At 44.6% G+C, this 14,285-nt stretch carries 11 protein-coding genes; all 11 read left to right on the top strand.

What is annotated here, in order from left to right:
* The 11 genes from IPH84_12305 (at window position 1) to IPH84_12355 (ending at window position 14,262) form a co-directional block, all read left to right on the top strand.
* Entirely contained in the window at window positions 1-1,416 is a 1,416-nt protein-coding gene (locus tag IPH84_12305) for a phage tail sheath family protein (protein MBK7173988.1), read from the top strand.
* An 89-nt stretch (window positions 1,417-1,505) separates the two neighbouring features.
* Entirely contained in the window at window positions 1,506-1,943 is a 438-nt protein-coding gene (locus tag IPH84_12310) for a phage tail protein (GenBank protein ID MBK7173989.1), read from the top strand.
* Window positions 1,943-2,389 carry a phage tail protein gene (locus tag IPH84_12315; GenBank protein ID MBK7173990.1) on the top strand — a complete coding sequence of 149 codons (447 nt, stop codon included), beginning with the start codon at window positions 1,943-1,945 and terminating at the stop codon, window positions 2,387-2,389. The genes IPH84_12310 and IPH84_12315 overlap by 1 nt, the downstream gene beginning before the upstream one ends.
* Window positions 2,390-2,392: 3 nt before the next feature.
* Window positions 2,393-2,545 carry a hypothetical protein gene (locus tag IPH84_12320; GenBank protein ID MBK7173991.1) on the top strand — a complete coding sequence of 51 codons (153 nt, stop codon included), beginning with the start codon at window positions 2,393-2,395 and terminating at the stop codon, window positions 2,543-2,545.
* A 2-nt stretch (window positions 2,546-2,547) separates the two neighbouring features.
* Window positions 2,548-3,216 (top strand): hypothetical protein, encoded by a 669-nt coding sequence (locus IPH84_12325; GenBank protein ID MBK7173992.1) that lies wholly within the window; start codon window positions 2,548-2,550, stop codon window positions 3,214-3,216.
* Window positions 3,217-3,219: 3 nt separating this feature from the next.
* Window positions 3,220-4,962, top strand: coding sequence for a type VI secretion system tip protein VgrG (gene vgrG, locus IPH84_12330; GenBank protein ID MBK7173993.1), 1,743 nt, complete (start codon window positions 3,220-3,222; stop codon window positions 4,960-4,962).
* Between the two features lie 12 nt (window positions 4,963-4,974).
* A complete protein-coding gene (locus IPH84_12335) occupies window positions 4,975-5,256 on the top strand; it encodes a PAAR domain-containing protein (protein MBK7173994.1) in 282 nt (93 codons plus the stop codon).
* A 21-nt stretch (window positions 5,257-5,277) separates the two neighbouring features.
* Window positions 5,278-5,733, top strand: coding sequence for a GPW/gp25 family protein (locus tag IPH84_12340; GenBank protein MBK7173995.1), 456 nt, complete (start codon window positions 5,278-5,280; stop codon window positions 5,731-5,733).
* A 10-nt stretch (window positions 5,734-5,743) separates the two neighbouring features.
* Entirely contained in the window at window positions 5,744-8,845 is a 3,102-nt protein-coding gene (locus IPH84_12345) for a baseplate J/gp47 family protein (GenBank protein ID MBK7173996.1), read from the top strand.
* A 5-nt stretch (window positions 8,846-8,850) separates the two neighbouring features.
* Window positions 8,851-11,460, top strand: coding sequence for a diguanylate cyclase (locus IPH84_12350; protein MBK7173997.1), 2,610 nt, complete (start codon window positions 8,851-8,853; stop codon window positions 11,458-11,460).
* Between the two features lie 24 nt (window positions 11,461-11,484).
* Window positions 11,485-14,262: a hypothetical protein gene (locus tag IPH84_12355; GenBank protein MBK7173998.1), complete on the top strand. Its 2,778-nt coding sequence runs from the start codon at window positions 11,485-11,487 to the stop codon at window positions 14,260-14,262.
* Window positions 14,263-14,285 lie beyond the last annotated feature (23 nt).

A 14,285-nucleotide genomic window follows, 5' to 3' on the forward strand; every position in this document is an offset into this window, starting at 1 on the left:
ATGGCAACCTACAAAACCCCTGATGTTTATGTGGAAGAGATTTCGATCTTTCCACCTTCCGTTGCTGAAGTTGAAACAGCAATCCCGGCATTTATCGGATACACCGAAAAAGCCATCCGGAAAACCGTGGATGATCTGATCCTCGAACCCACAAAAATATACTCCCTGAAGGAGTTTGAAACCTATTTCGGCTTACCTGAGGAAGACACTATTGCAATTTCAGTAGCAGATGACACTGCTACAGGAGGACTTGCCCTTGCAGGTTTTACGGAACCGGATGTGAAATATTTGTTGTATTTCAGTGTGAAGATATTCTTTGAGAATGGTGGTGGTCAATGTTATATTGTTTCCGTCGGTACCTACCAGGCAGTACCTGCTATAGACCTGAACGGTGACAATGGAACGGCAAAGCCAACCATGTATGGACTTAAAGACGGTCTCGACAAGATTTCCCTATTCGATGAGCCTACCATGATTGTGATTCCTGAAGCTGTTAAACTGGCAACTTCAGCTGAATACCAGACCCTGGTACAGGCTGTACTTTTGCAATGCAATACCCTTGGCGACCGTTTTGGGATCTTCGATATCTATGAGGGCGGTGTGAGTCTTGACAGTACAGCACTTTCCACTAACCGGGGCTATTTTGGCAACAATTTCCTGAAATATGGCGGTGCCTATTACCCCTTCATCAAGACTTCCATGAATTTTCATCTGAAGAGTGATGAGTCGAATGTAAGTGTTACTTATGGAGGTTCTACAGCGAATCTCGACACACTGAAAAGCACTAAGACAGCTGTATTCAATTTTGTAAGAAATGAATTGAAAAATCATTTCGTAGTGCTGCCACCCAGCGGTGCTATTGCGGGTGTTTATGCAAGCACCGACAGCAATCGCGGTGTTTGGAAAGCCCCGGCCAATGTAAGCCTGGCCAGCGTAGTAGAGCCGGTTATCAAACTGGATAATGCCAGGCAGGATGTGCTAAATGTAGATTCGGATACCGGAAAATCCATCAATGCTATCAGGGCATTTGCCGGGAAAGGCACCCTGGTATGGGGTGCACGTACCCTTGCCGGAAATGACAATGAATGGCGCTATATACCCGTCAGAAGATTCTTCAACATGGTGGAGGAATCGGTGAAGAAATCCACCTATTGGGCTGTATTTGAGCCTAATGATGCCAATACCTGGGTGAAAGTAAGGGGAATGATAGAGAACTATCTGACTCAGAAATGGAGGGAAGGTGCCCTGGCAGGAGCTACGCCCAAAGATGCATTCTTTGTTAAATGCGGCCTTGGAGTCACAATGACATCACAGGATATCCTGGAAGGACGCATGAATGTCGAAATCGGGATGGCTGCAGTTAGGCCCGCAGAATTTATCATTCTCAAGTTCTCCCATAAGTTACAGACATCCTGATAACCCGGGGAACCCTCTTCATTTCAGATGAGGAAAAGATTAGATAGCCTATTCATTTTCATTTGTTGAACCATCAAATCCTATTAATAATGGCAACCAAGACCTATCCATTACCTGTTTTTCATTTCACTGTTGAGTGGGGTGGAACCCGAATCGGATTCTCAGAAGTATCAGGCCTGACCCAGGAAAACCAGGCTATAGAATATCGGGATGGATCATTCCCTGAGTATTCTTCTATTAAAATGCCCGGATTAAGGAAATTTTCCAATATAACCCTGAAAAGAGGCATTGTAAAATCAGACAATGAATTTTTTAATTGGCTGAATACCATTAAACTGAATACGGTTGAACGTCGCGACCTTGTTATCAGTCTGCTAAACGAAGAACATGCACCGGTGATGGTATGGAAAGTTCATAACGCTTTCCCCGTTAAGGTAGAAGGCCCGCAGCTGAAGGCATCAGGCAATGAGGTGGCCATCGAGTCGATTGAACTGGCACATGAAGGCCTGGTTTTACAGAATGACTAATGGCGATCTACTATCCACCGGTTGGTTTTCATTTTAAGGTTGAAGTCCTTGGGATTTCTCCAAATGAAAGTGATACCCGTTTTACCGAGGTAAGCGGATTATCTGTTGAAGCAGGTATGGAAGAGGTGGCTGAAGGAGGAGAGAACAGGTTTATACAGAAGTACCCTGTGAATCCAAAGTATTCCGACCTGATCCTGAAACGTGGATTACTGGTTCATTCGGAAGTTACTGATTGGATTTTACGTTCGATCAATGACCTCGATATTCAGCCCAAAAACGTGGACGTCACACTCCTGAACGACAAGCATGAGCCTTTAGTCACCTGGCATCTTGTAAATGCATACCCTGTGAAATGGGTCATAGGTGATTTTAATGCCTCCGAAAATGCTGTAGTAGTAGAAACCCTCCAATTATATTACCAATATTTCACTGTCGACAAATCCTAAGCTATGCCAATCATTGTTGATGAAGTTGTTATTTCGGTAGAAGTCCCCAACCAGCCATCAGGCGCCACACCCGCACCTATTGTTGACCGGCAGTTGATCATTAATGAATGCGTGGAAAAAGTCCTGGAAATCCTGAAAGAAAAAAATGAACGATAGCCATGAGCGCAAGAGGAACCTTGGAACGACTTATTATTCAAGCTTATACCACTCCTGATTATTCAGGAAAAGCAGTGGATGAGTTTGAATCTTATGTAAATCCCAATGAAATAACACTTTCGTATGAAGTTGAATACGACAGTGCCCAGGGAACCGGGACTACAAAAAGCCGGATGGAATTCAAGAAGATGAAACCCGGTGATCTGACCCTGAATTTCTTTATCGATGGTACCGGGGCCAATGGAAGAAAGGCAGAAGTTCAGCAACTGGTAGAAAAGTTCCAATCAGTTACAGGCTATAACGGGGATATCCACCGGCCAAATTACCTGATCATTGTTTGGGGAACCATTCAAGTGAGGCGCTGTATCCTCAAAAGTGCGTCTATAGCCTATAAGATGTTCCGTCCGGATGGCATCCCCCTCAGGGCGGTGATAACGGCTGTATTCACCGATAATGCGGATGATCAGTCAAGGGTTGCAGAAGCACAGGACCAATCTCCCGACCTCACCCATATCAGGATGGTAAAAGCTGGAAGCTCCCTTCCGGCTATGTGTTATGAAATTTATGGTGATCCCTCCTATTATTTGGAGGTTGCCCGTGCCAACCGACTTGACAATTTCCGGAGACTGGTTCCGGGCAGTAAAATTTTCTTCCCTCCCCTTGAAAAGTAGACCATGCCAGAAGAAAGAACCATACCCGTCCCGGCAGAGCACCGCGAATTCACTGTTAAGGTGAATGGACGTGTCATTGAGAGGGTTAATCAACTTCTTTCTGCCAGTGTCACAAAAATGGCAGGAAAAATCAGTGCTGCCAGGCTGGTTTACCTGGATGGCAATGCATCTGCCGGAAGTTTCCCTCTTAGCAATTCGGATGTTTTTATCCCGGGGAAATCCATTGAGATAGAAGCCGGTAGCCAGGGGAATATCGTATCGTTATTCAAAGGAATTATCATCAAGCAAAGCATCAAAATCAGGGATCATTCTTCTCCTCAACTCATTGTCGATTGCCGGCATAAGGCAATAAAACTGACCGTTGGACGAAAGAATGCCTATTTTTTTGACAAGAAAGACAGTGAAGTAATTGAGACAATTATTGGGAATGCTGCTATACAGGGAACTATTGAGGATACCAGCGTAGTTCATAAACAACAGGTTCAGTATTATTCAACGGATTGGGACTTCCTGATGACGAGGGCACAAGCCAACGGAAAACTTGTGTACACGAATGATGATACTATTGTTGTTAAGAAGCCTGTTTACCCGGGGCAGGCTGTATTTACCCTTCATTATGGTGCCACTATCCTGGAAATGGATGCTGAAATAGATTCAAGGTATCAGTACAGAGGGGTAAAAAGTTTCTCCTGGGATGCTGCAAACCAGGAGCTGATTGAAAATGAGGCCAGTGACCCGGGCAACCAGGCTTCCGGTAATCTAAGTGCTGAAGATTTGTCAGAAACAGTCGGCCTGGATCATCTCCGTCTTCAACAGGGTATGCTTACCGAGGCTGAAGCCAGGGCCTGGGCAGATGCTAAATGGTATCAATCAGCTATGAATCGTGTTTCCGGCCGGATCAAATGTGAAGGTATTGGGAATATACAACCGGGAGATACAGTTCAATTAAGCGGGGTCGGCGACCGGTTCAATGGAGACCTGTTAGTGAGTGGAATACGGCAAAGCTTCGACCCGGCCGATGGCTGGAAGACAAATCTGCAATTTGGAAATGATGATTCCTGGTTTGGTTCAGATGACGAAATCACAGCACCAAAGGCAGGGGCCCTTTTGCCTGCAGTCAATGGCCTTCAGATAGGCATTGTTGTTGACAATGAAGATCCTGAAGGAGAATTCCGGGTGAGGGTTAAAATGCCTTTGGTTGACAATGCTGAAAGCGGCACATGGGCAAGGGTTTCCACTTTGGATGCCGGTAATCAGCGTGGGTTTTTCTTCCGACCGGAAGTGGGAGATGAAGTTATTCTGGGTTTCCTGGATGACGACCCCCGGCAGGCTATTATCCTGGGAATGCTGCATTCCTCAACATATGCAGCACCTCTGACAGGCAGTAATGAAAACCATGAAAAATTATACCAGAGCCGTGAAGGACTGAAACTATATTTCAACGATGAAAAAAAGGTTATTCGTCTGGAAACCCCGGCAGGAAAGAAATTCATTATGGATGACGGGGAAGAACAGTTGATTCGCTTGGAAGATGAAAATGGCAATAAATTCGAAATGAATGCACAGGGCATAAAGATTGAAAGTGCAATGGCCCTGGAATTGAAGGCAGCTACCGATCTGAAACTGGAAGGCTTGAATTTAGGTATCAAAGGCTCTGCTTCGATGAAGGCTGAAGCTTCAGGAAGCCTGGAATTATCGAGTTCCGGAAGTATGGTTATAAAAGGAAGTATTGTTCAAATCAACTAAATATAAATCAAGATGCCTGCAGCAGCAAGGGTTACAGATACAACCAACCATGGCGGCACCATTACAGGTCCAGGGGTACCTACCGTTCTTATCGGGGGAAAACCAGCTGCTGTAATGGGAGATCTGCATGTTTGTTCCCTTCCTCCTAACGGGCATCAACCTACTGTAAGCCCCTTCCCGGTTGGAAGCGCAACAGTATTGATCAATGGCAGGCCTGCACTGAGAACTTCAGATGCCTGCATTTGCGGGGCAATGGCACTTATCGGGGAACCACTGGTAATTATCGGAGGTTAAGAATGATTAAAGCAATTCAGCATGGAGACAGAAGCAGAAAACAAGATCTATACTTCATTCCTGGGTACCGGCTGGAGTTTCCCGCCGGAATTCAATAATGAATTACATACAGTGGTCATGACTTCCGATGAAGAGGATATACAGGCAAGTCTGAACATCCTGCTAGGGACAGCCGCAGGTGAACGTTTCATGAATCCAAAATATGGGCTGGATCTTCATTCCATGTTATTTGAACCGATGGGGACTACTGCCAGGACTTTACTCAAGGATCGCATCAGGATGTCGATACTGGTTTATGAACCACGCATCAACCTGATTTCCCTGGATCTGGATTCCAGCGCAGAACTTGAAGGGAAAATCATCCTCATACTAACCTATGAAGTAAGGGCTACCAATTCGCGCTTCAACCTGGTTTATCCTTTCTATTCAACCGACAGCAACGAATTGACAAGAACCATGGATCCCATTAACCGATAGTTTAGGAGTTATGGCTGAAAAAGATATCATACAGAAACTGATCTCTCAACCCGGACAATCGCAGGATATGCGTATGCCAAAGGAATTGGATATCCATTTTGCCGATCTGGATGAACGTACGGCCGAAGAGACCCTTTCCTATGCTTCAAAGTTTTCGGAACTCGTCAATTTCTTTAAAGAAAATACCTCAGCTCCTACTGGTGACTGGAAAGGATTCTTCCCTTCTGATGAATCTGAAATCAGGCTATTATTGTCAGACCCTGATGGAAAAATGGCCCCTCATCTTGCCCTATTCCTAGCTTTCAGAAGCATGTACGGAGAAGGGGCGATGGAATTGATGAACAGGATTACCGGGCGCCATCTCGATTTCTACTTCAAAGACATCCTAAGGCTTGAGTTAAAACCAGCCATCCCTGACAAAGTCCATCTGTTACCGGAACTTAAAAAGAACTCATCAGCCGTGCTTATTCGCCCCAGTGACCAGCTGACAGCAGGAAAAGATGCCATAGGGCGGGAATTGATATATTCCCCGTTGCGGGAAACAGTGATCAATGGTTCAAAGGTAGAGTTGCTGCAATCCGTCTTTTATGATAAATCCGGAAAAGGAATCATCCGTTTTGCACCTGTTGCAAATTCATCTGATGGTATCGGGGGCAAACTGAAACAGGAAGACCCTCAGTGGCCCGGATTTGGGAATGAACTTCTACCTCCGCTTGAAAATGGTTTTGCTTTTGCAAGCCCGATCCTCAAAATGAAAGAGGGTACACGGAAAATTCAAATCAGTCTTACTCTTGACAATGCCGACCAGGATACCCTCTCAGAGACAGCCCTCAAAGGTGCCCTGGAAGCTTATGTGAGTGGTGAAAAGAACTGGATAGGCCCATTTAGCCTGAAGCCAACCTGGCAGAAAGCCGGAAACCTCCTCCTTGAATTTACCGTTCCTGAAACCGAAAAAGCCATTGTCGGGTATAATCAAACTATTCATGGATACCGGTATTCAAGCCATCTCCCGATTGTCCAGGTTCTGCTGAATGTGTCGGATCCGGCAGTAAGTATCGGCTATAATGACCTGAATGAACTTGGCCTGCAGGGTGCGTCCCTATCGGTTGAAGTGACGGGCATTCATTCCCTGGCACTTGAAAATGATCTTGGCGCAATGCCCTCAGATAAACCGTTTAATCCTTTTGGTTCTATTCCTGTAAAAGGATCACGCTTCCATATAGGGAATGATGAAGCACTTTCCAAAAACCTTACTGAACTTTCGATTGAACTGAACTGGAAAAACCCTCCGGCCAATTTCGCCACTCATTACCAGGCATACCAGCTAAGCGTCAATAATGATAGTTTCACTGCTCATGTGGCATTTGATTATGGAGATAACAAGCATCATTCAAAGGCAGCCGTTGGATTATTTAATTCAGTAAATGCCACCCAGACACAAACACTGACTTTTATCTCAAGTCAACCGACTGTTTCGGCTTCTTTTTCAACAGGCAAGCACCTGGTCGCTCTAAAAAATTCAGGTTCAGCATGGTCGAAGGTACTCATCAAAAATTTTATAACCAGGAGACCTTACCTGGAATTATTCACTTCTGCTGCATTACCTAATCAGCCAGGTTTTATCACATTTACACTTAATCACAGTTTTTATCATGCTGAATTCAGGAAAAAATCAGTGGAGAATGTGGTTAATTTTGTGACAGGAGCCGGTGATCCTCCAAGTCCGTATGTGGCTTTGAATGAACCTTATACTCCTACCGTTCAGAAAATATCTCTCTCTTATAAAGCATCCACCGGCGAAGTCCCGATTTCCTCTGTTAAGGCAGAAGACTTCTCAAATGATGCTTTGGATTTCTTCCACCTGGCCTATTCCGGCCAAATGATAGAACATGCTTATCAAAGGAATCAGTTCAGTTACCTGGTGGATAAATCAGTTTCCCTTTTCCCATCCTATCCTCATGAAGGGGAAATGCTGATTGGAATAAGTAAACTGAACCCTGGGGACAGTGTCAGCATATTATTCCAGGTTGCTGAAGGCAGCGAGGACCCGGATATTCCACAGCAAGAGATCAGTTGGTCTGTATTATCCGATAATTACTGGAAACCCCTTTCAAAGTCGGAAGTAGTGCTGGATTCAACCAATGGTTTACTCACCAGTGGGATCATTCAATTTGTGATTCCAACAGATGCTACAACCGAACACACTCTCCTCAAACCGGGCCTGATATGGTTAAAAGCCGGAATGATCCGGAATATTACAGCTGTTTGCAACTTACTTTCAATAGACACCAATGCCATTGAAGCGGTATTCACTAATAACGGCAATGATCCGAACCACCTTCTTACTGCCCTCGAAGCCGGGAAAATTAAAAAGTTCAGGGATGGGGTTGCTTCTATAAAGTCCGTTTCTCAGCCCTACAGTTCCTTTGGTGGCAGCAGCATTGAATCTGATAAAGCATTTTATACAAGGGTTTCAGAACGATTGCGGCATAAAAACAGAAGCATCACTTCATGGGATTATGAGCGGATGATTCTGGAGTCATTCCCTGGAATACATAAAGTGAAATGTATCCCACATGCCCGTTACTTCGACGATTCGAAGAAATATTGCTGGCTTGCACCCGGATATGTGCTGATTGTTGCGGTTCCCGACCTCAGGAATAAAAATGCTGTGAATCCCTTACAACCAAAGGTCAACGGCCAAACCATCAGCCAGGTCACCGGAATGATCAACAAACACTCGGGAATGCAGGTAAATATCAGGGTGAAAAATCCAAGATACCAGCAAATTCGGGTTGAATGTAAGGTTAAACTCAGGCCGGGTTATGAATTCAACTTTTTCAGTGAAGAAATCAGCAGGAAACTGGTAGAATTTCTCTCACCATGGGCTTTCGATGGTAACAAGGAAATAAGCTTTGGCGGAAAAATTTACAAATCGGTGCTGCTCAATTTTGTTGAAGAACTTGACTGTGTGGATTTTATTGAAGACTTCTTCCTTTACAGTATCAGTGATGCCGCCGGGACTTCCGATGATTTGCAACAGGTGGAACCGGAAACACCGGACACCATATTGGTTTCAGCTCCCTCCCATTTTATTCATGAAGTCAAATAAGCACTATGCTATCGCAACTCACCATACCAAAAAAAGGGGGAACCCCGGATCACAGCCGGTTATATGCGATCGGGCTTGAACATGTGCAACAACTGTCCAATCAGATCTGGACGGACTATAATGTACATGATCCCGGGATCACGATCCTTGAATTGTTGTCATATGCATTGACCGACCTGGAGTACAGGGCTTCATTCCCAATGAAAGACCTGCTTGCTTCTCCCACCGATAATCTTGACAATATGGCCCGGCAATTTTTTACTGCCAGGCAGATTTTCCCTAATATGGCCCTGAATGTCAATGACTACCGCAAGATACTCATCGACCAGGAAGGTGTTAAGAATGCATGGCTTCATAAAAGATCATTATCCTATTTTGCTGATACCATCAGGGGGGAATTACTCCATACTCATCCCGGACTTGAAGGGATAGAAGAAGTTGAAATTTCCGGTCTTTATGATATTACTATTGATTATGAAGAATTTATCAATACGCCTGAACTAAAAGAGGCAACAAAGCAACGGGTGCTTACTTTACTTCATGCGAACCGAAACCTCTGTGAAGACTTTGTGGGTTATCATGAAATTGAGACTCAACTATTCAATCTGTGTGCTGAAATAGAGCTGGAACCGGATGCCAATGTCTCTGAAGTCAAAGCAGCTATCTATTTCCGGGTCAGCAATTACCTGAGTCCACCGGTTCATTTTTATTCACTGAGCGACATGGTTGGGAAGACCAGGATGGATGGCAGTAAATACACTCCCGACCAGGTATTCGAAGGCCCTGTACTAACCCATGGCTTCATTGACACTGACGAGCTGGATGCCAGTCAGTTAAGGACCAGTCTGCGACTATCTGACATCATCAGCGAAATCATGGACATCAAAGGTGTGATAGCGGTAAGGGATATAATTCTACTTCCTTTCAACCCTGAATCCGGCACATCTGCATCTGAAACCGGCAATAAATGGGTCATCCCTGTTGAAGAAGGGAAAAAACCAGTTCTTAATATTGATTTCCTTGATGATAGTTATACATACCTTAAATTCTTCAAAAGGAACATCCCTGTTTTTGCTGACCTTGAACAAGTAGTAGCCGCCCTCAGTAACCTGAAGCCAAAGAACAAGATTCTGCTTCCCTCTGAAAGTAATGATTTCCCCATCCCAATGGGTAAATACCGGAATCCCGGCAGCTATCTTTCATTCCAAAACCATTTTCCTGCTATTTATGGACTGGGTGAAGAAGGATTGGATGCAAAAGCAACAGAGAAAAGGCAAGCACTGGCATTTCAGTTGAAAGGGTACCTTTTGTTTTACGATCAGTTGCTGGCCAATTATTTTGCGCAGATAGGACATATCCGTGAACTGTTCACGACTGATCCTGAAATGCATCATACCTATTTCACGCAAGTGGTAGATTCATTTAATGACTTCCAGAAAATATACAAGCCTGCATTGATTGACCTTTCACCTACCCTTGAAACCATTTCATCCGATCAGGCGATTGATACAGGCAGAAGAAACCGTTTTCTCGACCACCTGATTTCCAGGTTTGCTGAAAGATTCAATGATTATGCCAGCATTGTTCACCAGGCTTTGGGAAGCAGCCAGGAAAGTATTGCAGCCGTTAAATGTGATTTCCTTGCGGGATACCGGCAAGTAAGCAGTGAGCGCTCAATGGCTTACAATTATACACTTACTGAAGAAACTGCTTTATGGAATAGCAATAATATTTCGGGCCTGGAATTCAGGATTTCAAAATTGATTGGGCTCAGAAATACCCTGAGAAGGAATCTGAGTGATTTCACTTTCACCATTTATTCAGAGATCGACCCCACTCCGGGAGATGAATTCAGGTTCAGGATCAGGCATAAAGATACAGGCAAGATCATCCTGAGTTCCAGTACCAATTATACCACCGAAGCCCTGGCCAGGGCTGAAATGCGCAGAGCCCTAAAGCAGGGAATGCTTCCATCGGGCTACGAAAGAAAGAGGACCATTGATGAACGTTTCTATTTCAATATAATTGATGGTTCAGGTGAAGTGATTGCACGGCGGATTGAATACTTCACTACTGAAGAGAAGATGAATGCCGCTATTGATAGCCTGATCTTCTATTTACAGGATCAATTCAGTGATGAAGGCATGTACCTGGTTGAAAATATACTGTTGCGGCCAGATCCTGAACACCCTGATGATCCATTCCTTCCCATTTGCACTTCCGAGCAGCAGACTTCCTGTTCGGATATGGACCCTTATTCCTACAGGATCCATTTCATACTCCCTGCTGAAAACGGGAGGTTCAGGAATATGCAGTTCCGGCAGTTTGTAGAATCTGTCATCAGGGAAGAAACCCCTGCTCACATACTTCCCAAGGTTTGCTGGATCAGTAAGGAAGATATGTCAATGCTTGAAACCACTTACAAGGATTGGATTTATCTAATCTCAGGCAAGGATATAACCAACAGGAAACAGAAACTTGAAGCATTCATCAAGGCATTGTATGAAGTGAAAAACACGTATCCATCGCAGTTGCTTCGTGATTGCAGGACCAATGAAGACAAGTTTATCCTTGGGCTTACTTCCCTTGGATCGCTCGAAAACGAAAACATTTAATGTTACTCGCTAAAATTCATTCCCATGGCACAGATTATTAAAAGTTTGGATGAAATCACCACCGGTTTTAGCTTCTTTGAAAAAGACCAGGTTTTAACAGCATCTCAACTAAACAGTATATCAAACTATTTCGATGACCAAACCCGTCTGACCCGCACTCAGTTATTGGGGGTGGGAATAGCCTGCGGTCTTGAGCCATCCATCCAGAGCAGGGTGGTGAAAATTGGTAAGGGCATGGGTGTCACGACGGATGGAGATCTGCTTTTCTTCACGGAGGACCAGGTATTTGATCGTTTCAGACCTTATGATGAGAAAAACCCGAAGTATCCTGCCTTTTATGTGGAAGAGAAAATGATTCCCCTGTTTGAGCTCGTTTCAAAGGATGCGAATGATAAGAGAACCATGCCCCTGAGCCGTTTTACTGAAGTTAGCGGGATTAAACTTTCATCGGCTGTGGCGATCCTTTACATGGAGAGCTACCTCTTTGATCCGGATGATTGTGCAGGCTCTGATTGCGATAACCTGGGAAAGGAATTCCGGAATACACCAAGACTCCTACTGGTTGACCGTCAGTACCTTGATTTATTGAAACATGGTATCAAAGCACCACATGACATTTATGATGCTTTTGAAGAAATTGTGGCTGAACGGCCAATGCTGACGGCTTCCATCAAGACTCAGTCACAGCTTACCCAGCAATACACTTCAGCTTGTGCATCCATGAGCAATAAGCTGGAAGTTCAATTGCAACAACTTTTCAAGAACGGTTCCTTTTTCCTTTCAGATGTTTATCCTGCCGACCCCTGGCCGGAATGGGCTAAGAAACTTGCAGAAATCCAAACCAGGTATCGCAGGGATGATACAGGGATCCAGTATTATTATGATTTCCTGAAAGACCTTGTTGATACCTTCAACGACTTCCTTGATTTGATTTTTGAAGACAGCACCTGGTGCAGCCCGGCGAAGGAAGCCTTCCCGAAACACTTGATATTGGGGACTCTTGGAAAAAATGGAATCAATGATCGTGACAGGACATCATTTTACTATTCACATCTGAGCAGCCATAGTCTGAATTCCAGGGAGCAGGCCCTGTTCCTGGTGAAAAAGCTGGATGTCCTTATTGAGGCCTTCCAACCCCCTGTGAACGCCAATTCTGAAATCAGGATCACTCCCGGAAAATCAGAATATTACAAGCTTGAAGAAAGGCCAATCCCTTATTACTACCAGGTCGACCGGACCCACCAGGTGCACCAGGCATGGAATTACCAGCTGAGCAGACGAAATAAAGGGAATTACAATTATTCCTATAATGCCCCTTTGTATAATGCACAAGGAGGTGCAGCCAATCCGCTTGGCTCACAGATCGGGAAATTTGATTTTTTCCGCATCGAAGGCCATATAGGGAAAGGGGTTGCTTCTGTTCATTCCTTCCTTGAGAGAGAAATCCGAAGGCTGAACCTCCCTTTTAACAGCCGTTCGATCATGTTGAGTGACGATCCCATAAAGCTGGTCATAAAACCCGGTTTCCTCTTTACTGACCTGCACAAACTTCATAACCTCATGCGACGGGATGTCCTGAATCAGCTGGATGAAGTAAAAAGATACAGTACCGGGTTAAAATCATTGGTTAAGACGAACCTTGAGATCCTGGATCCCGAAGATCGTGGAACCTTTGATCAGATTGCAGAAGGCAGGGATAATGATCTCCATAATTCCGTAGAACTTGCTTCCGTAAAACTAAGAGGAAGTTTCCAGGAGTATGAAAAGGTCAATACGGCCAATGATTCCTGGAAAAGCCATGTAGGAAACGCAATGCAACATTCAGGCAATTTCAAGGGACAACTTAGCATTGCGGCTAAGACTGAATTCAATACACCCTTTGACTCCCTGATCAGCAATCGCAACTTCGATTTACTTGATCACCTGGACGACCTCATTAAGGTGGATACAGAGAAACGGCAGAAACGACTTCTTTTTGGCAGCTATATCAATGAACATCCCGGGATGGAGCATAATGCCGGTGTGTCACGTGGCGGAACCTTTATTGTTTTATATGATGAAGCCGGCATTGTAATCGGCGATTTTATGATTCCCTATATGGAAATAGATGCTGACCAACTTGATGAAAGTGAACCACCACTGACCATTCGTCCGATCCGACCCGGCTTTGTGATTGATAAAGGGATTAACCTCTTCTCTCCTTTCGACAAAAAGGTTCGTTTAAAGCTGGAAACCTTTAAGAGTGTAGACCTGGATAACATCCTGAATTTAAGGGCTGATGCAATTAAGACCAATCTCGACACCACCTGGAATAACAGGTTCAACCAGCAGCAAAATGAATACTTCAATACCATCAAGGAATCCTGGGGAACGATGAGCAGTGCCCTTATCAAGACCAAGAGTGATCTGCTCACCGGCGATCTCGGAGGTATAAAGGACTCCGGTCTGGGAAAAGCGGTTAAAGATATGAAGTCCATGCGCGAGGTGCTGGCAGGTTATAAAACCAAGGCCGAACAGGTTACTGACCCTGTAGAAAAGGAGAAATATAATAACCTTGCGAATGTGATTGAAGATGATCTTTCAAAATCAATCACCGATCTCACCCAACAAATTGCAGATTCCGGGGAAGAACTTTCTGTTGGGACCGATGGATTTAATGCCATGCTGGAAGTAAATAACGGGCTTAGTGTGTTGAATACTGAAACCATTGTAACCCGAACCACTGAAAACCTCACCCAGCTCTCAGGCACCGGGCGGAAAGCGTCCTTCAACCTGATGCTCGGCAATATTTTGAAACGTTGATCCAACCATTTCTAATCTTTACG

Source organism: Bacteroidales bacterium (genome assembly GCA_016707785.1).
Classification (GTDB): Bacteria; Bacteroidota; Bacteroidia; order Bacteroidales; family UBA4417; genus UBA4417.